Source organism: Pantoea sp. DY-15, assembly GCF_019795935.1.
Classification (GTDB): Bacteria; Pseudomonadota; Gammaproteobacteria; order Enterobacterales; family Enterobacteriaceae; genus Pantoea; species Pantoea leporis.
This window is the reverse complement of the sequence record NZ_JAIMIF010000003.1, coordinates 84,331-111,324: the sequence shown is the minus strand read 5'-3', so window position 1 is coordinate 111,324 and position 26,994 is coordinate 84,331. Positions and strand designations below refer to the sequence as shown.

General features: G+C 56.0%; 24 protein-coding genes. 6 read left to right on the top strand and 18 right to left on the bottom strand.

Features of this window, described 5'->3' with window-relative positions:
• Positions 1-14: 14 nt before the first annotated feature.
• From pepB to trmJ, 4 genes are all read right to left on the bottom strand, one after another.
• Positions 15-1,301: an aminopeptidase PepB gene (pepB, locus tag K5Y32_RS13115; RefSeq protein ID WP_101763480.1), complete on the bottom strand. Its 1,287-nt coding sequence runs from the start codon at positions 1,299-1,301 to the stop codon at positions 15-17.
• A gap of 62 nt (positions 1,302-1,363) precedes the next feature.
• Positions 1,364-2,536, bottom strand: coding sequence for an IscS subfamily cysteine desulfurase (locus K5Y32_RS13110; RefSeq protein WP_192232997.1), 1,173 nt, complete (start codon positions 2,534-2,536; stop codon positions 1,364-1,366).
• A gap of 88 nt (positions 2,537-2,624) precedes the next feature.
• Positions 2,625-3,122: a Fe-S cluster assembly transcriptional regulator IscR gene (gene iscR / locus K5Y32_RS13105; RefSeq protein ID WP_008108287.1), complete on the bottom strand. Its 498-nt coding sequence runs from the start codon at positions 3,120-3,122 to the stop codon at positions 2,625-2,627.
• A gap of 135 nt (positions 3,123-3,257) precedes the next feature.
• Entirely contained in the window at positions 3,258-4,001 is a 744-nt protein-coding gene (trmJ, locus tag K5Y32_RS13100) for a tRNA (cytosine(32)/uridine(32)-2'-O)-methyltransferase TrmJ (protein WP_222184442.1), read from the bottom strand.
• 121 nt (positions 4,002-4,122) lie between these two features.
• On the opposite strand from trmJ, the gene suhB reads away from it, so the two are divergent.
• A complete protein-coding gene (suhB, locus tag K5Y32_RS13095) occupies positions 4,123-4,926 on the top strand; it encodes an inositol-1-monophosphatase (RefSeq protein ID WP_008108283.1) in 804 nt (267 codons plus the stop codon).
• A gap of 35 nt (positions 4,927-4,961) precedes the next feature.
• On the opposite strand, the gene K5Y32_RS13090 is transcribed toward suhB, so the two are convergent.
• From K5Y32_RS13090 to K5Y32_RS13080, 3 genes are all read right to left on the bottom strand, one after another.
• Complete coding sequence (locus K5Y32_RS13090) at positions 4,962-5,975, bottom strand: hypothetical protein (RefSeq protein ID WP_110868267.1); 1,014 nt, start codon at positions 5,973-5,975, stop codon at positions 4,962-4,964.
• 191 nt (positions 5,976-6,166) lie between these two features.
• The gene (locus K5Y32_RS13085) at positions 6,167-7,147 is read right to left on the bottom strand and encodes a nickel/cobalt transporter (protein ID WP_222184440.1); all 981 of its coding nucleotides are present in this window, start codon (positions 7,145-7,147) and stop codon (positions 6,167-6,169) included.
• On the bottom strand, positions 7,138-7,764 hold the full coding sequence (locus K5Y32_RS13080) for a DUF1007 family protein (RefSeq protein WP_222184437.1): 627 nt from the start codon (positions 7,762-7,764) through the stop codon (positions 7,138-7,140). Before K5Y32_RS13080 ends, K5Y32_RS13085 begins: the two co-directional genes overlap by 10 nt.
• A 155-nt stretch (positions 7,765-7,919) precedes the next feature.
• On the opposite strand from K5Y32_RS13080, the gene csiE reads away from it, so the two are divergent.
• Complete coding sequence (csiE, locus tag K5Y32_RS13075; RefSeq protein WP_110868270.1) at positions 7,920-9,188, top strand: stationary phase inducible protein CsiE; 1,269 nt, start codon at positions 7,920-7,922, stop codon at positions 9,186-9,188.
• Here csiE and K5Y32_RS13070 read toward each other — a convergent pair.
• Both K5Y32_RS13070 and glyA read right to left on the bottom strand, forming a co-directional pair.
• Positions 9,185-10,324 carry a 3-phenylpropionate MFS transporter gene (locus K5Y32_RS13070; RefSeq protein WP_222184434.1) on the bottom strand — a complete coding sequence of 380 codons (1,140 nt, stop codon included), beginning with the start codon at positions 10,322-10,324 and terminating at the stop codon, positions 9,185-9,187. The genes csiE and K5Y32_RS13070 overlap by 4 nt on opposite strands.
• A 128-nt stretch (positions 10,325-10,452) precedes the next feature.
• Positions 10,453-11,706 (bottom strand): serine hydroxymethyltransferase, encoded by a 1,254-nt coding sequence (gene glyA, locus K5Y32_RS13065; RefSeq protein WP_101763471.1) that lies wholly within the window; start codon positions 11,704-11,706, stop codon positions 10,453-10,455.
• A 339-nt stretch (positions 11,707-12,045) separates the two neighbouring features.
• Between glyA and hmpA the strand changes: the two genes are divergently transcribed.
• Entirely contained in the window at positions 12,046-13,230 is a 1,185-nt protein-coding gene (hmpA, locus tag K5Y32_RS13060) for an NO-inducible flavohemoprotein (RefSeq protein ID WP_222184432.1), read from the top strand.
• A gap of 51 nt (positions 13,231-13,281) precedes the next feature.
• Here the strand turns inward: hmpA and glnB are convergent, their stop codons facing one another.
• The 5 genes from glnB to purL form a co-directional block, all read right to left on the bottom strand.
• On the bottom strand, positions 13,282-13,620 hold the full coding sequence (glnB, locus tag K5Y32_RS13055; RefSeq protein WP_007886217.1) for a nitrogen regulatory protein P-II: 339 nt from the start codon (positions 13,618-13,620) through the stop codon (positions 13,282-13,284).
• Between the two features lie 75 nt (positions 13,621-13,695).
• Entirely contained in the window at positions 13,696-15,027 is a 1,332-nt protein-coding gene (gene glrR / locus K5Y32_RS13050) for a two-component system response regulator GlrR (RefSeq protein ID WP_101763469.1), read from the bottom strand.
• 2 nt (positions 15,028-15,029) lie between these two features.
• Positions 15,030-15,701: a two-component system QseEF-associated lipoprotein QseG gene (gene qseG / locus K5Y32_RS13045; RefSeq protein WP_101763468.1), complete on the bottom strand. Its 672-nt coding sequence runs from the start codon at positions 15,699-15,701 to the stop codon at positions 15,030-15,032.
• Positions 15,702-15,704: 3 nt separating this feature from the next.
• Positions 15,705-17,132, bottom strand: coding sequence for a HAMP domain-containing sensor histidine kinase (locus K5Y32_RS13040; RefSeq protein ID WP_101763467.1), 1,428 nt, complete (start codon positions 17,130-17,132; stop codon positions 15,705-15,707).
• 610 nt (positions 17,133-17,742) lie between these two features.
• Positions 17,743-21,633, bottom strand: coding sequence for a phosphoribosylformylglycinamidine synthase (purL, locus tag K5Y32_RS13035; protein WP_192232987.1), 3,891 nt, complete (start codon positions 21,631-21,633; stop codon positions 17,743-17,745).
• Between the two features lie 270 nt (positions 21,634-21,903).
• On the opposite strand from purL, the gene mltF reads away from it, so the two are divergent.
• Complete coding sequence (gene mltF, locus K5Y32_RS13030; protein ID WP_110868275.1) at positions 21,904-23,361, top strand: membrane-bound lytic murein transglycosylase MltF; 1,458 nt, start codon at positions 21,904-21,906, stop codon at positions 23,359-23,361.
• Here the strand turns inward: mltF and tadA are convergent.
• Together tadA and yfhb are read right to left on the bottom strand one after the other, a co-directional pair.
• The gene (gene tadA, locus K5Y32_RS13025) at positions 23,358-23,852 is read right to left on the bottom strand and encodes a tRNA adenosine(34) deaminase TadA (protein ID WP_222184430.1); all 495 of its coding nucleotides are present in this window, start codon (positions 23,850-23,852) and stop codon (positions 23,358-23,360) included. The genes mltF and tadA overlap by 4 nt on opposite strands.
• Positions 23,853-23,917: 65 nt before the next feature.
• The gene (gene yfhb / locus K5Y32_RS13020; protein WP_192232985.1) at positions 23,918-24,556 is read right to left on the bottom strand and encodes a phosphatidylglycerophosphatase C; all 639 of its coding nucleotides are present in this window, start codon (positions 24,554-24,556) and stop codon (positions 23,918-23,920) included.
• A 167-nt stretch (positions 24,557-24,723) separates the two neighbouring features.
• Between yfhb and K5Y32_RS13015 the strand changes: the two genes are divergently transcribed.
• Together K5Y32_RS13015 and K5Y32_RS13010 are read left to right on the top strand one after the other, a co-directional pair.
• A complete protein-coding gene (locus tag K5Y32_RS13015; RefSeq protein ID WP_101763462.1) occupies positions 24,724-25,563 on the top strand; it encodes a MurR/RpiR family transcriptional regulator in 840 nt (279 codons plus the stop codon).
• A gap of 55 nt (positions 25,564-25,618) precedes the next feature.
• A complete protein-coding gene (locus tag K5Y32_RS13010; protein ID WP_222184428.1) occupies positions 25,619-25,867 on the top strand; it encodes a YfhL family 4Fe-4S dicluster ferredoxin in 249 nt (82 codons plus the stop codon).
• On the opposite strand, the gene acpS is transcribed toward K5Y32_RS13010, so the two are convergent.
• Complete coding sequence (gene acpS, locus K5Y32_RS13005; RefSeq protein WP_101763460.1) at positions 25,864-26,244, bottom strand: holo-ACP synthase; 381 nt, start codon at positions 26,242-26,244, stop codon at positions 25,864-25,866. The two genes, K5Y32_RS13010 and acpS, sit on opposite strands and share 4 nt — an antisense overlap.
• On the bottom strand, positions 26,244-26,975 hold the full coding sequence (gene pdxJ / locus K5Y32_RS13000) for a pyridoxine 5'-phosphate synthase (protein WP_007886179.1): 732 nt from the start codon (positions 26,973-26,975) through the stop codon (positions 26,244-26,246). Before pdxJ ends, acpS begins: the two co-directional genes overlap by 1 nt.
• Positions 26,976-26,994: the final 19 nt, after the last annotated feature.

Genomic DNA, 26,994 nt, shown 5'->3' with positions numbered 1-26,994 from the left:
TGCCGTGATGAGGATTATTTCAGTAACAGATTGGCGACGGTGCGCACACCCAAACCGGTCGCACCCGCGGACCACTGATCCACCGCGCTTTTGCGGTACGTCGCGGAGCAGTCAATGTGCAGCCAGCCTTGCTGATATTTGCTGACGAAATGCGACAGGAACGCCGCCGCACTGCTGGCACCTGCCGCATGTGACGGGCTGGCGATGTTATTCAGATCGGCAAAGTTCGAAGGCAGATGGCTGCGATGGAACTCGGCCAGCGGCAGACGCCAGAATGCTTCGTTTTCGCCGGTTGCGCTGCCAAGCAGCGATTCCGCCAGCACATCGTCAAAGGTAAACAGCGCGTGATAATCGTTACCCAGCGCGGTTTTCGCCGCGCCGGTCAGCGTTGCCGCATCGATCAGCAGTTCAGGATTTTGCTCGCTGGCATCGATCAGGCCATCGGCCAATACCAGACGACCTTCCGCATCGGTGTTCATCACTTCCACGGTTTTACCGTTGCGATAGCGAATGATGTCGCCCAGACGGAACGCGTTGCCGCTGACCATGTTGTCTGCGCAGCATAGATACAGCTTCACGCGCTTATTCAGTCCGCGTGAAATCGCCAGCGCGAGTGCGCCAGTCAGCGTTGCCGCGCCGCCCATGTCGGACTTCATTGAGTCCATGAAAGCGCTCTGCTTCAGGCTGTAACCGCCGGTATCAAAGGTGATGCCTTTACCGACCAGACAGGCGTAAACCGGCGCATCTTCATCGCCAGTTGGATTGAAATCCAGCGCCAGCAACACCGGTGCGCGCGTGGAGCCGCGGCCCACGGTGTGGATACCGGCGTAACCCTGAACACGCAAATCGTCACCTTTGGTGATGCGATAGCTGACTGCTTTGCCGCCCACTTCGTTGATCAGATCAACCGCGTTGTGCGCCAGCTGTTCCGGGCTAAGATCTTCCGCCGGCAGGTTGATGGTGTCGCGCACCCAGTCAACAATCTTCAGACGACGTGCAAATTCAGCCTGATCGTCTTCATTGAATTCCGGCCACTCGACCTGACGTTTGCCTTTCGGGCTGCGGTAGCCTTGCCAGAACGCCCAGCACTTTTCCACATCCCAGCCTTCGCCCTGCAGCGAGACGTGACGAATGCCCTGGCCGTCCAGCTTGCGCCCCGCGCGCTGGATGCTCATCAGCGCGTCTGCGCCAGTCAGGTGTACGGTCATGCCACTTTCGTTGCTGCTCAGCAGCGCTTTGTCACCCCAGCGCGCATCGGCGGCCTGGGAGCTGAGCGTAATTATCATCGGTTGTGTTGTCATCGCGTGGCTCCGTTTGCGTTAGGTGTCACCTTGCGCCAGAACCGGCGCAAGGGGTGCATGAATTAGCGGGCGTTTGCCGCAGGCGAAAGTGCCCGCAAGCGTGTTACCGCTTTGTTAACCAGCTCGATAGCGTACTCAATTTCCTCTGCGCTGGTGAAGCGTCCGAGCGAAAAACGCAGCGAGCTGTGTGCCAGCTCCTGCTCAACGCCCATCGCGCGCAGCACATAGGAAGGTTCGAGACTGGCCGAGGTACAGGCGGAACCGGATGACAGCGCCAAATCTTTCAGCGCCATAATCAGCGATTCGCCATCGACGTGGGCAAAACTAATATTGAGGATGTTCGGAGCGCCCTGCTCCAGCGAACCGTTGAGGTTCACGTTACCCAATTGACTAATACCGCGCCACAGACGCTGGCGCAGCTCGGCCAGACGCGCCATTTCGCTGCCCATCTCTTCACGCGCGATACGGTAGGCTTCGCCCATGCCGACAATCTGATGCACCGGCAACGTGCCCGAACGCATGCCGCGCTCGTGACCGCCACCGTGCATCTGTGCATCAATTTGCAGACGCGGTTTACGACGCACCCACAGCGCGCCGATGCCTTTCGGTCCATACAGCTTGTGCGCTGAGAACGACATCAAATCCACCGGCAGTTCAGTGACGTCAATCGGCAATTTGCCGACGCTTTGCGTGGCATCAACGTGAAACAGGATGTCACGCGCACGGCACAGCGCGCCGAGTGCGGCGATGTCCTGAATCACACCGGTTTCATTATTGACGTGCATCAGCGATACCAGCACCGTGTCGTCACGCAGTGCAGATTCGAGCATCTGCGGCGTAACGATACCGTCGCTGCCCGGCTGTAAGAAGGTGACATCAAAGCCTTCGTGCGCCAGTTGCTGGCAACTGTCGAGCACCGCTTTGTGTTCGGTTTGGCTGGTAATAATGTGTTTGCCGCGCGCCTGATGGAATTGCGCGGCACCTTTGATCGCAAGGTTGTCCGCTTCGGTCGCGCCGGAGGTAAAAACGATTTCACGGGGATCGGCATTGACCAGCTCAGCAACTTGATTGCGAGCCACATCAACAGCTTCTTCAGCCTGCCAGCCAAAACGGTGGGAACGGGACGCGGGGTTACCGAAAGTGCCATCCATTGTGAGGAACTGCATCATTTTGGTGGCAACACGCGGATCCGCAGGCGTAGTGGCTGCGTAATCCAGGTAAATCGGTAATTTCATTGCGCTAAAACTCCGTATAAAAAATCATACGTCTTTATAGCACATTCGGCCTCGCCCGTATGAACAGGAAAGGCCGAAGGAGAACTGATTAAGCGCGCAGATTAACGTTGATGGTTTCTTGCACACGATGCTGCTGGAAACGACGATTGTCGACGGTATTCTGACGATCGGCCACTTCGAGGATTTCCTGATTATTCACCAGTTCCGCCAGCGTGATGTTGTTGAGGAAGTCGCTGATGCGCTCACTCAGATCACGCCACAAAACGTGGGTCAGGCAACGCTCGCCGCCCTGGCAGCCCTCTTTGCCCTGGCATTTAGTGGCATCGACAGATTCGTCAACGGCGGTAATAACCGCGCCCACAGCAATCGCGCTTGAATCTTTGCCTAACAGATAACCGCCACCTGGACCACGAACGCTGGCCACTAAGCCATGCTTACGCAGACGTGAGAATAACTGCTCCAGATAGGACAATGAGATGCCCTGACGCTCAGAAATGTCAGCTAGCGGCACCGGGCCCTCATTGGAGTGCAGTGCAACGTCCAGCATAGCGGTTACGGCATAACGTCCTTTGGATGTCAGTCTCATAGCATACAACCTCGTAAGCGTCCGTCCGGTTATCGGCGGGTTATCTGAAGAATTGACGCCAGTCTGACATTCCTGAGTAAAACGGTCAACTATTTAACCAAGTAAATTGCTCAACTATTTAACCAACTGTTTTACTCAACTATTATCCACATTACCTTTGCGCTTTTCGAACGATGCCATCATGCCGCGCAGGATGTTCAGTTCATCGCGTTCGGGGCGCGCACGTGTATATAAACGACGCAGCTTGCTCATCACCTGGCTTGGCGTGCCTTCACGGATAAAGCCGCTGTTCAGCATCATCTGTTCGATGTGCTGATAGAAGCGCTCCAAATCGTCAACCAACGGATACGGTGATTCGACAGGTTGTTCGGTTGGCGCGGCTTTCTCCTGCGCGTCCAGCCATGCCATGCGCACTTCGTAAGCGATGATCTGCACCGCCATCGCCAGATTCAGTGAGCTGTATTCCGGGTTCGCCTGAATCGCGACGTGGTAGTGACACTTCTGCAACTCTTCGTTGGTCAAGCCCACGCGCTCGCGGCCAAACACCAACGCCACCGGCGCCTGCTGGCCCTCTTCCACGCTTTTAATGCCGCACTCGCGTGAATCCAGCATGGGCCACGGCAGTGAACGCGAACGTGCGCTGGTGCCAACCACCAGACTACAACCGGCAATGGCTTCATCCATGGTATCGACAATGCGCGCATTACCAATGACATCGCTGGCACCGGCGGCGAGGGAAATGGCCTGTGAATCTGGTTTCACCAGCGGATTGACCAGATAAAGGTTGGTTAAGCCCATGGTTTTCATCGCGCGTGCGACGGAGCCCATGTTGCCGGTGTGCGACGTTTCTACCAATACGATTCGGATATTCTGCAGCATAATTAGAGGCGGTCAGGGAAATGATGGCGCGCATCCTAACATAAAAAGAGGACATTTGCTGAACACGCTGATATACTCCGCGCCGTTTTCCCCGTTCTTTAACATCCAGCGAGAGATACCGATGCATCCGATGCTCAACATAGCCGTGCGCGCCGCGCGTAAGGCCGGAAATTTAATTGCCAAGAATTATGAAACCCCGGACGCTGTCGAAGCCAGCCAGAAAGGCAGCAACGACTTCGTTACCAATGTTGACCGTGACGCAGAACGTCTGATTATCGAAGTAATTCGTAAATCGTACCCGAAACACACCATCATCACCGAAGAAAGCGGTGAGCTGGCGGGCGAAGATCAAGACATTCAATGGGTAATCGATCCGCTGGATGGCACCACCAACTTCATCAAACGTTTACCACACTTCTCCGTTTCTATCGCTGTGCGCATCAAAGGCCGCACCGAAGTTGCTGTGGTTTACGATCCAATGCGCAACGAACTCTTCACCGCAGTACGCGGTCAGGGCGCCCAGCTGAACGGCTATCGCCTGCGCGGCAGCACCGCGCGCGATCTGGATGGCACCATCCTGGCGACTGGCTTCCCGTTCAAGTTGAAGCAGCACGCAACGCCTTACATCAACATCGTTGGCAAACTGTTCACCCAGTGCGCTGATTTCCGTCGTACCGGTTCAGCTGCGCTGGATCTGGCTTACACCGCTGCGGGTCGCGTTGATGGTTTCTTTGAAATTGGCCTGAAGCCGTGGGATTTTGCGGCGGGCGAACTGCTGGTTCGTGAAGCGGGCGGCCTGGTAACTGACTTTACCGGCAACCACGGTTACGTGATGTCAGGTAACATCGTTGCGGGTAACCCACGCGTAGTGAAAGCGATGCTGGCATCGATGCGTGAAGAATTGAGTGAAGCGCTGAAGCGCTAAATAAGATAAGGCGGCTGAATCAGCCGCCTTTTTTATTACCGACGTTCGTGACTTAATACCTGACGCGGTTGCGTCTTGCGACCTACGCGTCCCAGCAATGCTGCCAGTACCGCTTCAATCACCAGCATAAAGAAGGTGAACCAGCTCGCTTTCGCCGTTGCGGCGGCCGCTTGCTCAGCGACTTCACGGGCTTTCTGCTCCGCCTGCTGTTTCAACTCCTGATACTGTTGCACGGCTTTTTTATAGCTCTCCTCGGTCTGAGTCACAATCTGCTCAACCTCCTGATCGCTTTTACCGGTGCGCGCTTTGATAATATTTTTCAGCGCATCACGATCGGCAGCTTGCAATGTATCTGAGTGACGATTCATAACGCCTTTCAACCAATTAGCCAGATCATTATCAGCATTCTGTGGATTTTGTGCCGTTTGCTCTGCTTGATTTTGCGCGTTATTGGCTTCGTTATTTACATCCTTTTGCAGATTCTCAGGTTGTAATTCTGTCTTGCCGGTTTGACGCAGCGTAGTTTGTAATTCGTTTTTTAAATCATCTAAATTGATATTACTTTCCTGCAGCTTCTCTTTTGCCATATTGGTTAGTGATGGCGCCGCTGCAGAAATTCCATTACCCACGGCATTTACGCCGGCGCCTAAAATATTAAACGCACCGCCAATAACGCCAGTCGCCAGGGTAATCGCGAGCCATAATGTCAAAATGGTGCTAACACCAAACATCAACAAACCATGCATCGCCCCTTCGCGCTGCGCCAGACGCCCCGCAACGTAGCTACCTACGCCCATGGCAATCAGCATACTCACGCCGGTCCAGATTAACGCGCCGGTTCCCAGATGCTGCAGCGGATTTTGTTCCTGTTGTGGATCGATGGTTGTTGCACCAATCGCTGTACCCAATATCCCCAATAAAATATGAATGATTAGCGCAGCGATAACGCCGGCAAATACTGCGCTCCATGAAATACGTTTTAATGGTAGGCCGCCATGCACGTCGTGCACCGTATCTACGCTGCCATTATTAATCCGAGTTTCAGGCATCGTTTTCTCCTCGCAGAATATTTTGCTGAAATTTTATAATTGCTAATTCACCAGGATATTGACTGGTGTAATTGAGCTTAGACAGAGAAATCTATTTTCACCAGCGCGCTAAGCGGAGATATTTAATTAACTGTTGAGGGTGAGAATACTTGCAACAGTGGAATATTTACACTACCCAAATATCCTTAATGTCAGAAAGGACGAATTCCACCGCCGATGCCCGGCGCGGCACTTTGCCATAATGCAACGCCCGCAACGATTAACAGCACGCTACCTAACATGGCGAGCAGCGGCACCAGCAGCCTGGTCACAGGATGAGTACCGCCGGCCTGCCCTAAGCGCTGAGCCAGCAGACGAGAGCGCTGCACTAACAAGCCGAGCGCCGAAACCGTTAGAGCAGTGCCCACCGCCATTGCCACGGCAGAGGCGACGCCCCACGCATACACACCAATCACTTTGGCAAACAGCAGCATCATGATGGCACCGGAACAGGGCCGCAGCCCCATGGAAAACACCACCAGCGTCTGCGTTTTAGCGCTAACTGCCTGATCCATCTGCGCAGCGCTGGGCAGATGCGCATGTCCGCAGCCGCAGTGTTCATCGTGCTGATGCGCTGGGCGAATAGCGTGGATCTGCAACTTTGGCTGAGGACGCCATTGCTGACGCAGCGATCGCAATGCACGCCAACCGACCCAAATACCCAGCGCGACGACTAACAGATAACTGCCCTTCTCCAGCCAGTAACTGCCGAGATGCATCTGGCGCGACGAGGTTTGCAGCACCACCAGCATTAGCGTCACCAAACCAATCGCCACGCCGCCCTGCAGCAAAGCAGCCAGCAACGTTAGCTTCATGCTGGTTTTCAACTTTGCCGGATGGGTGGCAAGAAAGGTAGTGATCACCACTTTGCCGTGTCCCGGCCCCAGCGCATGCAGCACGCCGTAAGCGAGGCTGAACAGCATCAACGTCACGCCCGCCTGCTGCGGTAGTTCAGCCACCTGCTGCAAAAGCTGAGTCATCTCGCGATTGAGGTTTTTTTGCCACAGCACGCTTTGCAGCAAAATCTGCGACCAGTGCTGCCACAGCAGCACGCCCGCCAGCAGCAATAACACCGCTATCAGCCACAGCGGCCATAAACGACGTGAACGGGAGGGAAGCGAAATCAGTGACATGTCAGTGTCACCGTTTGGGCGAATTGCTGGCCAAGATCCATATCCTCTGGCGGCGCATCGGCTTTATCCAGCGATAGCGCATATTGCTTCAGCGAGTCATCCGGTTTCGGCGTGTGCAGATCGATCTGGCAATGCGATTTAACGGTGTCGTCCATGGTTAATGCCTGTGGATTATCGTAATACATATCAACAAAGTAGCTGGGATCAAAAGTCTGAATGCGATACTGCTTCGCGCTCAATAACTGCGGCTCGCCAAACGGCACGATAAACTCCAGCACCGCTTTGTTGCCGTTGCGCGATAAGTTGTACTCTTTCGGCAGATTGAGAAATTTGACCCGATTTTTGTCCTGCCACACTTCGGTGAAATAGTGCTGACCGAGCACATTTGCCATCACCTGCGCCGCCAGCTTTTTCCACACCACATCACCGGGCTTGGCTTTACCTGCGTCGTATAACAGATCGGCGGAGGTTATCTCATCCATGGTCCACACCATTTTCATGCCGCTAAGATGTTGGTTGTCACTGATGAACTCGGTTTTCATGTCAATAAAGCTATGCGGATGTGGCCAGGCTGCGGTGCTGAACAACAGCGTAAACGTAATGAGTGCAATTTTCATGTGTTATAAAGTAACAATTTTAAAGTGAAGTGTAGAGTGGCCCAAAAAAATTGTGACCCGCCCTAAAGCTCTGAACAAAAGTCACGACAAAGTGCAAGGTTACCGCGTGGAGTTAGCTATTCTTAGCTCAAAAGTGACCTGCGGATAAACCATTGATGAGTTCTGCACCCTCCTCTGCACCACTCTTCAGCCGTTCCCAGCGTCGTTGTCATCTGTTACTGCTGCTATTTCTGCCCGCTCCCGCGTTGACGCTTGAAAAGCTCTGCCAGTTAAATGGCGTGGCGCCTGTTGTCGCCCGACAGGATATCGCGGATGTGGGAGAGGAGATACAGCGTTACCATCAACTGGAGCTACACCAGATGGTCGATGGCAGCTTCCGCATTCACGGGACGGAACTGGACAGGCGGCTGTGCCTGATCCATTGGCTGCGACGCGCGCTGCGTTTGTCGCAGGATTTTGTCTGCGAGCATTTTGCCCCGGTGCTGCGTCAGCGCCTGAAAGTCCTGAAAATCGAGAAAGCGCTGTGGGATGAAACCAACTTGCAGGCGCTGATTCAGCACTGCAGCCTGCGTCTGGCGCGCGACTTCAGCCCGCGCGACCGCCTGTTTCTGCAAATCTTCATGAAGTATGCGCTGTGCCAGCGCCAAAACGCCTTGTTCAATGACGGACAGCGCGCGTGGCTGGCGGAAAAAGTCGAACGTGCTGCCGCCGACGACGTCATCCATCACTGGCAGAAGCGCTGCCACTTAGCGCCGGATGTAAGCGAGACCGACTTCTGGACGCTGCTATTTAGCCTGATTCACGCGCCAACCGCTACGCAGCTGGAGCATCCGCAGGCAGTAAAGCTGATGCAGTCAGTGGAAGCGCTGATTGCGCGCTTTGAGCAGTTGGCACAAACCACCTTCAGAAATCGCGCCGAACTCACTCAGCAACTCTTTACGCATCTGGCGCAGGCGCTGGATCGCAGCCATTTTGCCATCGGCATCGATAACAGCGTGGCGCTGGATGTCGCACGACTCTATCCGCGCCTGCTGCGCACCACTGAACGCGCACTTGAGCATTTCAGCCGTAACTTTGCCACGCGCTTTAGTGCTGAAGAGATAAGTCTGGTGGCGGTGTTATTTGGTGCCTGGCTGATGCAGGAGAGTGCATTGCAGGAAAAGCAAGTGCTGCTGCTGACGGGCGCGGATGCGGCGCTGGAGCAGTTGCTGGAGCAGCAGCTGCGGGAAATGACGCTGCTACCGATCAACATCAGCTATCAGGACGTCGTGCATTTTCAGCGTGAAGGCGCGCCGCGCGATATCGCGCTGGTGATCACGCCGTATGCCATTTCATTGCCGCTGTTTTCACCGCCGCTAATCCAGGCGGAGCTGCCGCTGAGTCGTCATCAGCAGCAGCGTATTCTCCAGTTGCTGGAGAGTTAAGCGGCGCGCGGACGCAGGAACAGCGCCGGCAGCGCCACTAACGCCATCACCCAGAACAGATGTCCTTGCAGATGCGTAAACAACACGCCGCAAATCATAGTCATCACCGCAATACCGCCGCCCATGGCCAGCGCCGAATAGAGCGATTGCAGACGAATCACTTCCGCGCCTTGGCGCGCGGCAATAAACCGCATCGCCGCTAAATGGCAAACGGTAAAGCTGCCGCAGTGCAGAATCTGCGCCACGATCAGCAATGGCAACGCGGTGCTGGAGCCCAGCATCGTCCAGCGGATAATGGCGCACACGCCTGATAACAGCAGCAGATCGCGCGCACTCCAGCGGCGGAACAGTCGGCTGCTGAGGGCAAAAATGATGATTTCAGCCACCACGCCCAGCGACCACAAGTAGCCAATAATCGACGCGGAATAACCGCTCTCCTGCCACCAGATGGCGCTGAAGCTGTAGTAAGCCGCATGCGCGCCCTGCAACAATGTCACGCATAACATGAAACGCCACACCGCATTTTCGCGCAGCAAATCACGCCATGCCTGCCAGCCACCATCGGTTGACGTCTGACGTTCACTGCCCTGCGGCTTCGTCGCTGGCGTTAACATCATCCCACCTAACATGCCGATCGCGCCCAGTGACAGCAGCACCAGAATCGCCTGCGATGAGAACGCCGTGACAAGCATGCCGGTTAAGGCAGAGCTGATGACAAACGCCAGCGAGCCCCACAAACGAACCGGGCCATATGTCAGACCGATTTGCTGCGTCCAGGTGGCGGCCAGCGCATCACTCAGCGGCACCAGCGGTGAGAAAAACAGGTTGAAGCCGATCATCACGAACAGCAGCCACATCCACTGTTGTCCCAGCCAATAACCGATAGCGAACAGGCACGTCATCAGCGCCAGCAAGCGCAGCGCAGTGACCAGCTGTGAGGGATTTTTTACCTGCGAGGCAATCAGCAAACTGCCGACAAAGCGCGCCACCATGCCGCACCCCAGCAGCAGACCGATTTTTTCTGCATCAAGTCCGGTGCCTTTGAGCCACACGCTCCAGAAAGGAAGGTAAATGCCGTAACAGAAGAAGTAAGTGAAGTAGCCCAAACCGAGCCATTTGGCGGAGCCGATTGCCATATTCCCTCCAGCAAAAATGCTGCTGAGCAGCACGAGTGGGCGCTACTTTGTCAGAGCACTGCTGCGACGGCAATAAAAAAGGATGGCTTGCACCATCCTTTTTTGCACTGCATCGAGAAGCGTAAAGCTTACGCGTACACCGGCAGACGGCTGCAGATTTCCAGCACTTTCTGTTTGGTACGTTCGATGGTCGCTTCGTCGTTGATGTTGTCCAGCACGTCAGCGATCCAGCCAGCCAGCTCGCGAACGTCAGCTTCTTTGAAGCCACGACGCGTCACCGCTGGGGTACCGATACGCACGCCAGAGGTCACGAACGGGCTCTTCGGATCGTTAGGTACGCTGTTTTTGTTAACGGTAATGTTGGCGCGGCCCAGAGCGGCATCGGCTTCTTTACCGGTCAGGTTTTTGCTGACCAGATCGATCAGGAACAAGTGGTTGTGTGTACCACCGGAAACGATGTTGTAACCGCGCTCCAGCAGAACTTCCACCATCGCTTTCGCGTTCTTAGCCACCTGCTGCTGATAAGTCTTGAACTCTGGCTCCATCGCTTCTTTGAACGCCACCGCTTTACCGGCGATCACGTGCATCAGAGGACCGCCCTGACCACCCGGGAACACCGCGGAGTTCAGTTTTTTATACAGCTCTTCGTCACCGTTTTTCGCCAGGATCAGGCCGCCGCGCGGACCCGCCAGGGTTTTATGGGTGGTTGAAGTCACGATGTGGGCATGAGGAACTGGGTTCGGATAGACGTCTGCGGCGATCAGGCCCGCAACGTGTGCCATATCGACGAACAGGTAGGCGCCAACGCTGTCTGCGATTTCACGCATTTTGGCCCAGTCGCACACGCCAGAGTAAGCAGAGAAGCCGCCGACGATCATTTTTGGCTTGTGGGTTTGCGCCAGCTCAGCCAGCTCTTCGTAATTGATTTTGCCGGTTTCATCGATGCCGTAAGGGATAACGTTGTACAGCTTACCCGACAGGTTTACCGGGGAACCGTGCGTCAGGTGACCACCGTGCGCCAGGTTCATACCCAGAATGGTGTCGCCCGGCTGCAGCAGCGCGGTGTAAACCGCGAAGTTGGCCTGAGAACCGGAGTGCGGCTGCACGTTAGCGAAATCTGCGCCGAACAGCTCTTTAGCGCGATCGATCGCCAGTTGCTCAACGATATCGACGTATTCACATCCGCCGTAATAGCGTTTGCCCGGATAGCCTTCGGCATATTTGTTGGTGAGCTGTGAACCTTGGGCCTGCATTACGCGTGGGCTGGTGTAGTTTTCAGAAGCAATCAGTTCAATGTGCTCTTCCTGACGCACTTTCTCTTGCTCCATAGCCTGCCACAACGCGGCATCATAATCGGCAATGTTCATATCACGCTTTAACATCCGGACTCTCCTGACTCAGCTAACTTTTTAACGGCAGTTTAGGCCCCGGCTAGGGGGCGAAGGCGAACAGTGTAAACGGTTTTGACAGGTGACGGTAGCGTCAATCCCCTCTTTTTGCGCAAACGATTGGCATGGCGCTGGAACGGGTTTTTTACGCTTTTTTGCAAGCCAGAAAATCACGAAATTTGCTCACTTTCATGGCGAGAGAATTTCAGCTTTGCGCGCCAGCCCGCACCTTTCTTGCTTAATCCTTAATCACAACAAGGGATTTACAGGCGCTTCGATTATTCATAAGATGTATTTAAAATACATGTTTAAATTCACTCTGAGGATTTCACCATGCTCGACGCGCAAACCATCGCTACCATCAAATCGACCTTGCCCGCCATTGCCCAGGTTGGACCGCAGCTGACCGGCCATTTCTACCAACGTTTACTGACGCAACATCCTGAACTGAAAAACGTATTCAACATGAACAATCAGCGCAGCGGCAATCAGCGGGAAGCGTTGTTCAACGCCATTGTGGCTTACGGCAGCAACCTGGAAAATTTGGCCGTGCTGTTGCCGGCGGTGGAGAAAATCGCGCAGAAGCATGCCAGCCTGAACATTCAGCCCGAGCAGTATGCGATTGTGGGTGAAAACCTGCTGGCGACGATTGATGAGCTGCTGCATCCGGGTGAAGAAGTGCTGACCGCATGGGGCAAAGCGTACGGCGTGCTGGCCGATGTGTTTATCCAGCGTGAAGAAGCCATCTATTCGGCCTCCGAAGAGAAAACCGGCGGCTGGCGCGGTGCGCGTGATTTTCGTATTCGCGCTATCAATCAGGAGAGTTCGGTGATCAAGAGTTTTGAACTAGTGCCAAACGACGGTAAGCCGGTGGCAACCTTTCTGCCAGGGCAGTATCTGGCCATCAGCCTACAACCGGCAGGCTGTGAAAATATTCAGCATCGCCAGTATTCGCTGACGCACCAGCCAAATGGGCAATTTTATCGCATCGCGGTTAAACGCGAAGCGCTGGGCAGCGTGTCGGGCTGGCTGCATGATCGTGCGCAGGTGGGCGATATCGTGCAATGCGCGGCACCAGCCGGTGATTTCATCCTGCAGGCTGAAGCCGCTACGCCGATTACGCTGATCTCTGCTGGCGTCGGCCAAACCCCAATGCTGGCGATGCTGGCTACTCTGGCGCAGCAGCAACATGCGGCGGCGGTTAACTGGCTGCACGCCGCGGAAGCCGGTTCGCAGCATGCGTTTGCTGAAGAGGTGAAATCCCTTGGCGCACGCCTGCCAAACTTCACCAGCCACGTTTGGTATCGGCAACCAGAAAGTGCCGATGCCGGGCGTTACGACGCGCAGGGCTTGATGGATTTGGCGAGCGTATCCTCCGCGCTGAACCAGGCCGATCGTCAGTTCTGGATCTGTGGTCCGCTGCCGTTTATGCAGTTTGTCGCACGTCAACTGGTCGATGCCGGCATCAATGCCGATCGCATCCACTACGAAGTATTTGGCCCGCACAAGGTGCTGTAAAACAAAAAAGCCTGCGCAAGGCAGGCTTTTACAGGCAATGCGCGAAGGGGCTTAAATCGCCTCTTCGTCCTCTTCACCGGTACGGATACGCACTACGCGCGCCACGTCAAAGACGAAGATTTTGCCGTCGCCGATTTTGCCGGTCTGCGCGGTTTTCATAATGGTTTCTACGCAGGTATCGACGATATCGTCACCTACCACCATTTCGATTTTCACTTTTGGCAGAAAATCGACCATGTACTCAGCGCCGCGATACAGCTCAGTGTGACCTTTCTGACGACCAAAGCCTTTCACTTCACTGACGGTCATCCCGGTGATGCCCACTTCCGCTAAGGCTTCACGTACATCATCGAGTTTGAATGGTTTGATAATTGCATCGATCTTTTTCATGACAGATCCTTTTTTACTCCCTCCATGATGGACGGATACCGTTAGTATAATTGTTCCTGACGCTGCCGCAGCAAGCTACTCTTTAAATTCGCTGGCGTCCAATTCATGGCGCGACAGCAGCTTATAGAATTCAGTGCGGTTACGTCCAGCCAGACGCGCAGCGTTGGTGACATTTCCTTTGGTCATCTGCAGCAGTTTACGCAGATAGTTCAGCTCAAATTGATTACGTGCTTCGACGAAAGTCGGCAGCGCGGTATTTTCCCCCGCCAGCGCCTGTTCAACCAGCGCATCACCGATGACCGGCGCGGTACTCAAGGCGACGCACTGTTCAATCACGTTGACCAGCTGACGTACATTGCCCGGCCAGGCGGCGCTGACCAGCCGCTTCATCGCATCCACCGAAAAGCTACGCACGAAAGGTTTATGGCGATCGGCGGATTGGCGCAGCAGATGATTCGCCAGCAGCGGGATATCTTCAGCGCGCTCGTGCAGCGCGGGAATTTTCAGATTCACCACGTTAAGACGATAGTAGAGATCTTCGCGGAAACTCTTCTTCTCCATCGCTTTGGGCAAATCGCGGTGCGTGGCGGAAATAATCCGCACGTTGATATCCAGATCGCGGTTGCTGCCTAACGGCCGCACTTTGCGCTCCTGCAACACACGCAGCAGTTTCACCTGCAGCGCCTGCGGCATATCGCCAATCTCATCAAGAAACAGCGTGCCGCCTTCAGCTGCCTGGAACAGACCTTCACGCGCGCTGACCGCGCCGGTAAAGGCGCCTTTAGCATGACCAAACAGTTCAGATTCTAAAAGTTGTTCCGGCAGCGCACCGCAGTTGATGGCGATGAACGGCTTGGTGGCGCGCGGGCTGGCGGCGTGTATCGCCTGCGCCAGCACCTCTTTACCGGTGCCGCTTTGACCGTTAATCAATACGCTGACGTCAGATTGCGCCACCATGTGCGACTGCTCCAGCAACCGCAGCATTTGCGGATTGCGCGTCACAATCGCTTCGCGCCAGCCGTCATCGCTGATCGGTGCGCGCTGGGCCAGCGCTTCATCTATCGCTTTATACAAAGCGTCACGATCGACCGGTTTGGTCAGAAAGCTGAACACGCCTTGTTGCGTGGCGGATACCGCTTCCGGGATCGAACCGTGCGCGGTGAGAATGATCACCGGCAAGCCCGCATGACGTTTTTGCACTTCGCCGAACAGCGCCAAACCATCCATTTCGTCCATGCGCAGGTCGCTGATCACCAAATCGACCTTCTCTTTCTGCAGATGGCGCAGCGCTTCCGGCCCGCTGGCGGCCGTCGCCACCTGATAGCCTTCGCTGCTCAGACGCATGCCGAGCAGTTTCAATAAGCCCGGATCATCATCCACCAGCAATAAACGTGCGGCTTGTTTCATGGTTACTGATCCTCACTTTGCACATCGCTGCCGCCGTGCGATGTGTCGCTGCTATCAGGCGCTTTACGCGACGACAGCTGGCGTTCAATGTCGGTTAAACGCTCTAACTTGCGTTGAGTATCGGCCAGCGACTGACGCATTTTGGTTTGCTGCTGGCGCAGGTTATCCATCTCCGCGTCATTACTCTGCTGCAAAGCGGCGTAGCGTCCACGCGCTTCGCTCAGCTCGAGTTGGGCCGCCTGATTGCTGCGCCACAGCTGGAGCAGCGGACGCACCGACGCCGGATAAGCCGCGCTGTAACCGTCTAAGGTAGTGACGAAATCACGGCGCTCAACTGGCGTGACGTTACCGTTCGCGAGCAAGATGCCCTGCTTGAAGGCGCGCGCCCAGCCCTGCACCGGCCAGCGACGCGCTTCTGCACGCGCTTCGGCCGGCGATAAGCGCTCGGCGCAATCCATTGCGCGCTGCCAATAGAGCGGATTGCCAGCGGCGGCTGGCGTTTCGATTTGCCACACGTTTTGGCAATCGGTCGCCAGATAATCCGGCAGGCGTACCTCCGGTTCAGGGACGCTAACGCCATTATGCTGCGTACGATCTTGTGACGGTGCCTGGCAGGCGCTGAGGCCGAAAACCAGCACTGCACTGGCCACAAGTTTGAATAGGGTTAATTTCATTAATCAGGCATTCCCGGCGCTGGTCGTCAGAATGATACGAAAACAGACATCCGCATCCTTGCGCGTTACCAACTGCAGATCGCCGTGCATCCTGCGCAGACAATCTTTGGCGATGCTTAAGCCCAGCCCGCTGCCTTTAACCGGCCCTTTGCGCTGTTGGCTGCCCTGATAAAAGGGCTCAAAAATCATCGCCTGCTCTTCAGCCGGAATCGGTGTGCCGGTGTTTGCCACCTCAATCCACACCTGGTTGCCCTTCTGCTGGCTCTGCAGCCAGATGTTACCGGATTCGCTGCCGTAGTTCACGGCGTTCGAATAGAGGTTATCGATCACCCGCTGCAGCAGCGTCGCTTCCGCCAGACAATGATGCACTTGCAGATCAACGTGGGTGGTCATTTCACGTGCATTGGCTGGCAACGAGTGCACTTTTACCACCGAATCAATGATCTCATTTAGCGCCACAGGCTTCAGCGCCATCGGTCCATCGGCCAGCTTGCGGTTATAATCGAGCAACTGCTCAATCAGCCGCTGTAAATGACGGCTGCTGGTATCGAGAATCGCCACCACTTCCTGCTGCTCGGCATTCAGTGGTCCAGCGACCTGATCGGCCAGCAGTTCTGTGCCTTCACGCAGACTGGCAAGCGGCGTTTTCAGCTCATGCGACAGGTGGCGCAAAAATTCGTGGCGCTGCTCTTCCAGCCAGCTTAACCGCTCACTCAGCCAGACGATGCGCTGCCCCAACGAACGGATCTCACGCGGACCACGGAAACTGCCGCTATCGCCCAGCGCCTTACCTTCGCCCAATCGATTGATCATGCGTTCAACCCGCTTCACCGGACCGATGATCATCCCCGTGAACAGCAAAACCAGCACCAGGCTAATCAGGAACAGAATCAGCGCCTGCCAGCCAAAAAACTGACCGCGATCGGCGATTTCACGCTGCAGCTGTAAGCCGCGCGAAAATACCACTTCACGCGTTGCCTGCACCATTTGCGTGTTGGTATCGGAAAAACGCTCCAGCGCGCTGGCGGCTTGCGCCTCAGGATTGCCGTTATCGCACTGCAGTTGCTGCAGCGAAGGCAAGGTGGTTTGCAGCACTTTGAAGGAAGGCAGATCGGGCAAACTGGCAGCGTGACTGCTGAGCATTTGGCCGTAGCGCGTCCACTGCGTTTGATACAGCTTCGCCAGCGACGCATCGCCGAGCACGCAATATTGGCGGTAGCTGCGCTCCAGCTCCAGCGCGGTACGCGCCATCGCTTCGCTGCGACGCACATCGGTAAAGGTATTGCGGTTGGTATCCGCCGCCTGGTTGCTTAACGCCGAAAGACTTTCCCACGCTTGCCATGCCAGCACCAGTAACGGCAGCAGTACCAGCAGGAAAGCCATTAACACTAGCTGCCGCAGGGATCGGGGAAACAGACGCCATTTCATCACAACCGCGCTTCCTTAAATGTGAGCTGCAGGCATGCTAGCGAAGTATCAAAACGGAAGAAAGGCCAGATATGAAAACGGCAGGCCTTTTGGCCTGCCGTGAGAGCGACGCCGCAGCATCGCTTGCAAAATAGGTGGAGCCTAACTCAACGTTGCGCCCGATGTTTGATAACGTTGCAAAGCAAACGATTATCGGTGAGGTGGACGACAGGCTCCGTTTGGTGCGTCATTCGGTTTTTATGAGCTCAGCCGCTGAAGCGGGGCAATCATAAACAGGTGAATGAGCCACGTAGGGAGTATAGCAAGTATCGTGCCAATAAATAAATAGCGTTTATTATCAGAGGAATGCCAGAGACGAAGCACTCTCCCAGAGAAAAGCGGACCGGACGGTCTGTGAAAAGTGTCGCTGATTAGCAACGTGTTTGTCGTGGTAATTTACTTGCTATATAAATCAATGAGTTAAATGTCACCTTTTGACGACAACGTATTGGCGGGATTGTCGTTATTTTCCGACAGTTTGAAGATTATGCGGATTTTAGTAAGGTCGCCATGAATGGCAGACCTGCAAAACGCGCAGAATAAAAAAGGCCGCTGTTTAGCGGCCTTTGTTTTGTTATCCCAACTGCTTACGCGCGTTGCGGAAGATACGCATCCACGGGCTGTCTTCGCCCCACTCTGCCGGATGCCAGGAGTTGCTCACGGTACGGAACACACGCTCTGGGTGCGGCATCATAATGGTGACGCGTCCGCTCTCGTTGGTTACCGCAGTGATGCCGTTAGGCGATCCGTTCGGGTTAGCCGGATAGCTTTCTGTCACTTTGCCGAAGTTATCGACAAAGCGCAGCGCCACCAAACCTTTGCTCTCCAGCTGTGCCAGATGCGCGCCGTCACGCACTTCGACAAAACCTTCACCGTGCGATACCGCGATTGGCATATGCGATCCGACCATGCCATCCAGCAGCAGCGATGGGCTCGCCGCCACTTCAACCAGGCTGAAACGCGCTTCGAAACGCTCGGATTGGTTGCGCACAAAGCGTGGCCACAGCTCGCTTCCTGGAATCAGTTCACGCAGGTTCGACATCATCTGGCAACCGTTACACACGCCAAGTGCCAGCGTCTGTGGGCGATGGAAGAAATTTTCGAACTCATCACGCACGCGACCATTGAACAGGATGGATTTCGCCCAGCCTTCACCCGCGCCCAGCACGTCACCGTACGAGAAGCCACCGCAGGCGACCAGCGCCTGGAACTCTTCCAGACCGCGACGGCCCGCCAGCAGATCGCTCATATGTACGTCAACTGCAGTAAAGCCCGCACGATGGAAGGCGGCGGCCATCTCTACGTGTGAGTTAACGCCCTGCTCACGCAGCACTGCCACACGCGGACGTGCGCCCGTCGCAATCATCGGTGCCGCAACATCTTCTTCTGGTTTGAAGGTCAGATGGACGTTCAGACCTGGGTCGTTATCGTCTTTCTTCGCTTCATGCTCCTGATCGGCACAGGCTGGGTTATCACGCAGACGCTGCATCTGCCAGGTGGTTTCTGCCCACCAGGTACGCAGCGTGCTACGGCTTTCGCTGTACACCGCGCTGTCGCCAGAGCGGATCACGAAGCGATCGCCTGGCAGGGCTTTACCAATCACGTGCAGGTTAGCGCTCAGACCGTGGTCAGCGAACACCTTCTCGACGGCTGCACGATCCGCTGCGTTGATCTGCAGCACCGCGCCCAGCTCTTCGGTGAACAATGCGGCTAACGCATCGCTGCCCAAAGCGGCAATATCGGCTTCGATACCGCAGTGACCGGTGAAGGCCATCTCCGCCAGCGTGACCAGCAGGCCGCCGTCAGAACGGTCGTGGTAAGCCAGCAGTTTCTGCTCGGCCACCAGCGCCTGAATGGCGTTGAAGAAGCCCGCCAGCTGCGTAGCATCACGCACGTCGGCAGGCTTATCGCCCAGCTGACGATAAACCTGCGACAGCGCAGTCGCGCCAAGGGTGTTCGCGCCGTTGCCGAGATCCACCAGCAGCAGCAGGTTGTCTTGATCCGCCTGCAACTGCGGCGTCACGGTGCGACGCACATCTTCCACGCGCGCAAAGGCGGTGATCACCAGCGACAGCGGCGAGGTCATTTCGCGCTGCTCAGTACCTTGCTGCCAGCGGGTTTTCATCGACATTGAGTCTTTGCCTACCGGAATGGTGATACCCAGCGCGGGACACAACTCTTCGCCGACCGCTTTAACCGCCGCGTACAAGCCCGCGTCTTCGCCTGGATGACCGGCGGCGGCCATCCAGTTCGCAGAGAGCTTAACGCGCTGTAGCGAACCAATGGAGGTTGCGGCGATGTTGGTCAGCGCTTCACCGACGGCGAGGCGACCTGAAGCCGCGAAGTCGAGCAATGCGACGGGTGCACGTTCACCAAGCGAGAAGGCTTCACCGTGATAGCTATCGAGGCTGGCGGTGGTGACGGCGCAGTTCGCGACCGGAATCTGCCACGGTCCTACCATCTGATCGCGCGCGACCATGCCGGTTACGCTGCGGTCACCAATGGTGATCAGGAAGGTTTTTTCCGCCACGGTCGGCAGGTGCAGCACACGATTCACCGCATCCGCTACGCTAATCCCGTCACGCTGCAGCGCTTCGCCGTTGGCCTGCTGGCTGGCAACATCACGCGTCATTTTCGGTGTTTTGCCCAGCAGCACGTCGAGCGGCATGTCGATTGGCTTGTTGTCGAAATGGCTGTCGGCGAGGTTCAGATGCAGCTCTTCGGTGGCTTCACCGATGACCGCATAAGGCGCGCGTTCACGCTGGCACAGCTCGTCGAACAGCGCCAGTTTCTCCGGCGCGACCGCCAGCACATAACGTTCCTGCGACTCGTTACACCATACTTCCAGCGGACTCATGCCTGGCTCATCGCTGAGGATGTCGCGCAGGTTGAAGTTACCGCCACGATTACCGTCGCTCACCAGCTCTGGCATGGCGTTCGAAAGGCCGCCCGCGCCGACGTCGTGGATGAACAGAATCGGGTTGGCTTCGCCCAGCTGCCAGCAGCGGTCGATCACTTCCTGGCAACGACGTTCCATCTCTGGGTTGTCGCGCTGTACTGACGCAAAGTCGAGATCGGCATCCGATTGGCCTGATGCCATTGACGATGCCGCGCCGCCGCCCAGACCGATGTTCATAGCCGGGCCCCCCAGCACGATCAGCTTGGCGCCGACCACGATCTCGCCTTTCTGCACGTGATCGGCACGGATGTTACCGATGCCGCCCGCCAGCATGATGGGCTTGTGATAGCCGCGTAGCTCCACGCCATTGTGGCTGTTAACGCGCTCTTCGTAGGTACGGAAGTAGCCGTTGAGGGCTGGACGACCAAATTCGTTGTTGAACGCCGCGCCGCCCAATGGACCTTCGGTCATGATATCCAGCGCGGTGACGATGCGATCCGGCTTACCGAAATCCTCTTCCCACGGCTGTTCAAAGCCCGGAATACGCAGGTTCGATACCGAGAAACCGACCAGACCGGCTTTGGGCTTCGCGCCACGTCCGGTTGCGCCTTCGTCACGAATTTCGCCACCGGAACCGGTCGCGGCACCCGGCCATGGTGAAATGGCGGTTGGGTGGTTATGGGTTTCGACTTTCATCAGGATATGTGCGGCTTCCTGATGAAACTCATATTCGCCCTTCTGCGCATCGGCGTAGAAGCGGCCAACCTCAGAACCTTCCATTACCGCAGCGTTGTCTTTATAGGCAGACAGCACGTGCTCAGGATTATGTTCAAAGGTGTTTTTAATCATTTTAAACAGCGACTTTGGCTGCTTTTCGCCGTCGATAATCCAGTCGGCATTGAAGATCTTGTGACGACAGTGCTCGGAGTTTGCCTGCGCAAACATGTAGAGCTCGATGTCGTTTGGATTGCGGCCCAGCTTAGTAAAGGCATCAAGCAGGTAGTCGATCTCATCATCGGCCAGCGCCAGACCCAGCGTGGTGTTGGCCTGCTCCAGCGCGCTGCGGCCTGCGCCCAGCACGTCAACGCTTTTCAGCGGCTGCGGCTGATGGTGAGCAAACAGCTGCTGCGCATCGTTGAGATCAGCGAACACCGTTTCCATCATGCGGTCATGCAGCAGGCTCGCCAGCTGCTGCCACTGTGCTTCCGTCAGCTCAGGTGCCTGCACATAGAAGGCCATACCGCGCTCAAGACGCAAGACCTGTGGCAGATCGCAGTTATGGGCGATGTCGGTGGCTTTCGATGACCACGGTGAAATGGTGCCGGGACGCGGCGTTACCAGCAACAGACGCCCTTGTGGCGCGTGTTCGGCGAGAGAAGGACCGTATTTCAGCAGGCGTTGCAGGCGGGCTTGCTCATCCGCGCTGAGCGGTGCACTAACATCGGCAAAATGGACGTACTCGGCGTAAATATCACTCACCGGAAGGTGAGCGTCCTGAAAGCGGGTCAGCAGTTTGTTTACACGAAATGCCGACAGAGCGGGCGAACCACGCAGAATTTCCATCATTAAAGATCTCTCGTCTTTGAAGTGCCGGGCGACGCTTCATTGGGCGCAACAGGGGAAAACGGGCGGTATTATAGAGAAACAGCTCGGGTTACGAAACCGTTTGCGCATAAATTCTGGCACCTGGCGTTTGGCTGAATTTTGCACAATTCTTGCTATAAAAGTTGCCCTGCCCCTTTTTGTTGCGCAAAATGCCCCTCGCTCTGGGAGTTAAAACAACATAAATACTGCCTTTAAAAGACAGAGGCCTGTGAGCCATTACGAGACAACTATTTGAAACGCCTAAAAATAAACTATCTGTTTATCGGTCTGATCACCGTGCTACTTGCGCTAGCATTGTGGCCTTCAATCCCGTGGTACGGGGGCGGAACAGACGCGCTATCACAGATCAAATCACGCGGAGTGCTGCGCATCAGTACCGTTAACTCTCCGCTGACTTACTACACCATTAACAATGCACCAGCCGGTATGGATTACGAGCTGGCGAAGCGCTTCGCCGATTACCTTGGCGTGAAACTGGAAGTTGAGGTGCGTCCTAATCTCGGCGATCTGTTTGACGACCTCGATGACGGTAAAGCGGATTTGCTGGCCGCCGGCTTGATCTACAACAGCGAGCGCCTCGCGCACTACCAAAGTGGCCCGAGCTACTATTCGGTGTCGCAGCAGCTGGTGTACCGCATTGATAAGCCTCGCCCTAAGAATCTCGGCGATCTCAAAGGCCGCCTGATTGTGCAGTCCGGTTCGGCATATCTGTCAACTTTACGTTCCGCCAAAGCTGACAGCTATCCCGATCTCGACTGGGCGATCTCCACCGATCAGGGTCAGAAAGCGCTGCTTGAAGCAGTTGCTGACGGCAAACTCGATTACACGGTGGGCGATTCGGTTACCATCGGCCTGCTGCAGCGCATTCATCCGCAGCTGGCGGTGGCGTTTGATGTGACCGACGAAGAGCCGGTCACCTGGTATTTACCGCGCAATGAAGACGACAGCCTGAGTGCGGCGATGCTCGACTTCTACAGCCAGATGGGCGAGGAAGGCACGATGGCGCGGCTGGAAGAGAAGTATCTCGGCCACGTTGGCACCTTCGATTACGTTGATACCCGCACCTTCCTGCGCGCCATTGATAACACTTTGCCGGATATCAAACCGCTGTTTGAGAAATATTCCGCCAGCATGGATTGGCGTTTACTGGCGGCGATCTCTTATCAGGAGTCGCACTGGAATCCGCAGGCCACATCGCCAACCGGCGTGCGCGGCATGATGATGTTGACGCGTAATACCGCCGACAGCCTTGACGTCAACGATCGCCTCGATCCCGAACAGAGCATTCGCGGCGGCAGCGAATATCTCAAGCGCATGATGGAGAAAGTCCCGGAAACGATTCCTGAAGATGAACGTATCTGGTTCGCGCTGGCGGCATATAACATGGGCTATGCGCACATGCTGGACGTACGCAAGCTGACGGCGAAACAGGGCGGTAATCCCGACAGCTGGGCCGACGTGAAGCTGCGTTTGCCGATGTTGAGCCAGAAGCGCTATTACACGCAAACCACCTACGGCTACGCTCGCGGCCACGAAGCTTATAACTACGTGGAGAATATCCGTAAATATCAGATCAGTTTGGTGGGATATTTGCAGGAACAGGAGAAGCGTTTAGCGCAGCAGTCGGCACTGGAAGCGGAGTTAGGCGCCGGTTACCCGGCGGTCGAACCGAAAATTGCGATGAATTAACCGGTGCGCTGCGCCTGACGCAGCGCCCTCTTCTGTTCGCGACGCATGCGGAAAAAGTCACTCAGCATCCCGGCACACTCTTCCGCCAGCACACCGCAATCAATCTGAATTTGATGATTCATGCCGGGATGACCAATCACATCCAGCAATGAACCGGCCGCGCCGGTTTTCTCATCTTTAGCGCCGTACACCAGCCGCGTGATGCGGCCGTGCACCATCGCACCGGCGCACATCACGCAGGGTTCCAGCGTGACATACAGCGTGGTATCCAGCAGACGATAGTTTTCCAGTACTTTGCCGCCCTGACGCAGCGCCATGATCTCGGCATGTGCGGTAGGATCGTGCTGACCAATCGGCCGGTTCCAGCCCTCGCCAATCACCTTGTCGCCCTGCACCAGCACCGCACCAACCGGCACTTCGCCCTGCTCCCACGCGCGCTTCGCCAGTTCCAGCGCATAACGCATCCAATATTCATCAGTTTGTGGGTTCACCGGGCAACTCCTGCGGGCAGTAAAAGGCGGCGCATTATAGCGATGCTGCTGCCGGAATCGAAGCGTTATTCCAGTTGTTGCAGCTCACCGCGCGGCGTGACGCGCCAGCGGTGCTGACAGAAGAACAGCAGCGGGTTGTCCTGTTTGCTATCGCTGTAGCCGCTATACAGTTGCAGCGGCGTGCCGATTTTCTCCTCCAGCTGTGCCACCTTTTCATGGCCGAGGCAGCGCATCGACAGCAAACGTCCGCCGCGGCCCGGTTTCATCTGGCTGGCAATCAGCTGTACGCGCGGTAAGAAGGCCGAGTCGAAATAGACTTGCTCCACCAGAGACTGCGGCGAACCGGTAATCAGCCAGACATCGGCATCGCTGCTGCTGAGATAGTCGGTGAGTCGCTGCTGCACCACCGGAAACGCAGTAACACGCTGGCGGAACCACTCAGCGAATTCCGCCTCACGCTGGCGCAGACGTTTTTCGCTGTGGCCGAAGGTAATCGCCCACAGCAATAAACTCATTGGCCAGCGTGCGGCGCGCCCTTTGATCAGCATGCCAAGACCAATCACCGGTAACAGCGGTACCACCAGCAGCAGATTGATCGGCTGACGTCGCAGCAGATAGCGCATAAAGGTGCCAAACATGTCTTGCTGATGCAGCGTGCCATCGAGATCGAAAAATACCACGCGTCGTTGTGTACCCTTTGTCAAACAGCACTCCTTCTCTATCCTTCGCGGTTTCTGCACTACAGTGTAGCCAGCTTCGGCGTTCGAGGCGAAAGCTGCTATTTTTAATTCCAGTGACTACAATGCCATTTGAATAGTTTATTCTTCGCGTTTACGCGCTGTTTGCGGATAAAGGAATTAAGGATCGAACCATGAGTTCATTGCTGCGCATTCGTCAGCTCTACCCTCGACTGGCGCTAAATGAGCGCCGGCTGGCGGATTTTTTGCTGTCGCAGCCGGATCGTGCACGGCATCTCAGTTCACAAAAACTCGCTGAGGAATCGGGCGTTAGCCAGTCCAGCGTGGTGAAGTTTGCCCAGAAGCTGGGCTACAAAGGGTTTCCAGCGCTGAAGCTGGCGCTGAGCGAATCGATGGCCGATCGCGATGCGATTACCGTGCATAACCATATTCTCAGCGACGATCCGCTGAAAGTGGTCGGCGAAAAGCTGCTGACCGAAAAGATCTCGGCGATCCGCGCCACGCTGGACATCAATAGCGAAGAGAAGCTGCTGCAAACCTTGCAGCTGCTGAAAAATGCCAATCGTATTTTGCTGGTTGGCATCGGCGCGTCCGGTTTAGTGGCGAAAGATTTTTCGTGGAAGCTGATGAAGATCGGCATCAATGCGGTGGCGGAGCAGGATATGCACGCTTTGCTCGCCAGCGTGCAAGCGATGGCGCCGGGCGATGTGCTGCTGGCGATCTCCTATACTGGCGAACGTCGCGAAATCAATCTGGCGGCGCAGGAAGCGGCGCAGGTCGGTGCCGATGTGCTGGCCTTTACCGGCTTTACGCCGAATGCTCTGCAGCAGTGCGCCACGGTTTGCCTCTACACCGTGGCGGAGGAGCAGAGCACGCGCAGTGCGGCGATCTCGTCGACCAGCGCGCAGCTGGCGTTGACCGATCTGCTGTTTATGGCGCTGGTACAAAACGATCCTGAACGCGCCTCCAGCCACATTCGCCACAGCGAAGCGTTGGTGAAAAAGCTGGTCTGATGAGATCAGGCGCGTATAATACCCGCGCCTTTTCTGCTGTTATTGGACTTCTGCTATGGCCTTGCTCATCACCACCAAATGCATCAATTGCGATATGTGCGAACCTGAATGCCCAAACCAGGCAATCAGCTTAGGTGACGCGATCTATGAAATTAATGTCGACCGCTGCACCGAGTGCGTGGGCCATTATGATGTGCCGACCTGCCAAAGCGTCTGCCCGATTGATAACACCATCATTACCGATCCACAGCACCCGGAAAGCCGCGAGGCGCTGTGGGAGAAGTTTGTGGTGTTGCACCCTTAGTTCTCAATAATCACCGTTGCGCAGGCGTAATGGCGTTCATCCGCTAACGTCACATGCACGTGTTTCACCCCGAGCTGGCTGGCAATCACCCTGGCCTGCTCAAAGAAACGTAATCCCGGTTTGCCCAGCGCATCGTTGTACACTTCGAACTGATTGAAGGCCAGGCCACCGCGAATGCCGGTGCCGAAGGCTTTCGCGGCCGCCTCTTTCACCGCAAAACGTTTAGCCAGAAAGCGCACCGGTTGCTGGTGCGCCTGATATTGCTGCCACTCGGCTTCGCTTAATACGCGACGCGCCAGACGGTCGCCGGAGCGCTCAATAACGCCAGCAATGCGCTCGATCTCTACGATATCGCTGCCGAGTCCGAGAATCGCCATTAGCGACGCGCTTCCCGCATCAGCTGCTTCATTTCGCTGACCGCATCGGCCAAACCGCTGAATAGCGCGCGGCCAATAATCGCATGGCCAATATTCAGCTCATGCATCTCCGGCAATTCAGCAATCGGCTGCACGTTGTGGTAAGTCAAACCGTGGCCGGCATTCACTTTTAAACCAAGGCTGGCGGCGAAAGTCGCGGCTTTGCGGATGCGCGACAGCTCAGCCTGGCGCGCGAGACCTTCGGGCGCTTCGGCATAGGCGCCGGTGTGAATTTCGATATAAGGCGCGCCGCTGGCAACCGCCGCTTCAATCTGACGGTGATCGGCATCGATGAACAGTGACACCAGAATGCCGGCGTCGCTTAACAGGCGCACCGCGGCATTAATTTTGTCCTGCTGACCCGCCACATCCAGCCCGCCTTCGGTGGTCACTTCCTGACGCTTTTCCGGCACCAGACAAACGAAGTGCGGCTTGATTTCGCAGGCAATGTCGATCATCTCGTCCGTTACCGCCATCTCCAGATTCATGCGCGTCTGAATGGTGTCACGCAGAATGCGTACATCGCGGTCGGTAATGTGGCGGCGATCTTCACGCAGATGCACGGTAATGCCGTCAGCACCGGCCTGCTCAGCAACAAACGCGGCCTGCACCGGATCGGGATAGTTTGTGCCACGTGCGTTACGTACGGTGGCAATGTGGTCAATGTTGACGCCTAACAGCAACTCAGCCATGACAATCCTTAAATGTGTT

Excerpts from the sequence above, each read along its gene's own strand:
- pepB (WP_101763480.1), bottom strand. The coding sequence starts at position 1,301 with ATGACAACACAACCGATGATAATTACGCTCAGCTCCCAGGCCGCCGAT.
- K5Y32_RS13110 (WP_192232997.1), bottom strand. The coding sequence starts at position 2,536 with ATGAAATTACCGATTTACCTGGATTACGCAGCCACTACGCCTGCGGAT.
- iscR (WP_008108287.1), bottom strand. The coding sequence starts at position 3,122 with ATGAGACTGACATCCAAAGGACGTTATGCCGTAACCGCTATGCTGGAC.
- trmJ (WP_222184442.1), bottom strand. The coding sequence starts at position 4,001 with ATGCTGCAGAATATCCGAATCGTATTGGTAGAAACGTCGCACACCGGC.
- suhB (WP_008108283.1), top strand. The coding sequence starts at position 4,123 with ATGCATCCGATGCTCAACATAGCCGTGCGCGCCGCGCGTAAGGCCGGA.
- K5Y32_RS13090 (WP_110868267.1), bottom strand. The coding sequence starts at position 5,975 with ATGCCTGAAACTCGGATTAATAATGGCAGCGTAGATACGGTGCACGAC.
- K5Y32_RS13085 (WP_222184440.1), bottom strand. The coding sequence starts at position 7,147 with ATGTCACTGATTTCGCTTCCCTCCCGTTCACGTCGTTTATGGCCGCTG.
- K5Y32_RS13080 (WP_222184437.1), bottom strand. The coding sequence starts at position 7,764 with ATGAAAATTGCACTCATTACGTTTACGCTGTTGTTCAGCACCGCAGCC.
- csiE (WP_110868270.1), top strand. The coding sequence starts at position 7,920 with ATGAGTTCTGCACCCTCCTCTGCACCACTCTTCAGCCGTTCCCAGCGT.
- K5Y32_RS13070 (WP_222184434.1), bottom strand. The coding sequence starts at position 10,324 with ATGGCAATCGGCTCCGCCAAATGGCTCGGTTTGGGCTACTTCACTTAC.
- glyA (WP_101763471.1), bottom strand. The coding sequence starts at position 11,706 with ATGTTAAAGCGTGATATGAACATTGCCGATTATGATGCCGCGTTGTGG.
- hmpA (WP_222184432.1), top strand. The coding sequence starts at position 12,046 with ATGCTCGACGCGCAAACCATCGCTACCATCAAATCGACCTTGCCCGCC.
- glnB (WP_007886217.1), bottom strand. The coding sequence starts at position 13,620 with ATGAAAAAGATCGATGCAATTATCAAACCATTCAAACTCGATGATGTA.
- glrR (WP_101763469.1), bottom strand. The coding sequence starts at position 15,027 with ATGAAACAAGCCGCACGTTTATTGCTGGTGGATGATGATCCGGGCTTA.
- qseG (WP_101763468.1), bottom strand. The coding sequence starts at position 15,701 with ATGAAATTAACCCTATTCAAACTTGTGGCCAGTGCAGTGCTGGTTTTC.
- purL (WP_192232987.1), bottom strand. The coding sequence starts at position 21,633 with ATGATGGAAATTCTGCGTGGTTCGCCCGCTCTGTCGGCATTTCGTGTA.
- K5Y32_RS13015 (WP_101763462.1), top strand. The coding sequence starts at position 24,724 with ATGAGTTCATTGCTGCGCATTCGTCAGCTCTACCCTCGACTGGCGCTA.
- K5Y32_RS13010 (WP_222184428.1), top strand. The coding sequence starts at position 25,619 with ATGGCCTTGCTCATCACCACCAAATGCATCAATTGCGATATGTGCGAA.
- acpS (WP_101763460.1), bottom strand. The coding sequence starts at position 26,244 with ATGGCGATTCTCGGACTCGGCAGCGATATCGTAGAGATCGAGCGCATT.
- pdxJ (WP_007886179.1), bottom strand. The coding sequence starts at position 26,975 with ATGGCTGAGTTGCTGTTAGGCGTCAACATTGACCACATTGCCACCGTA.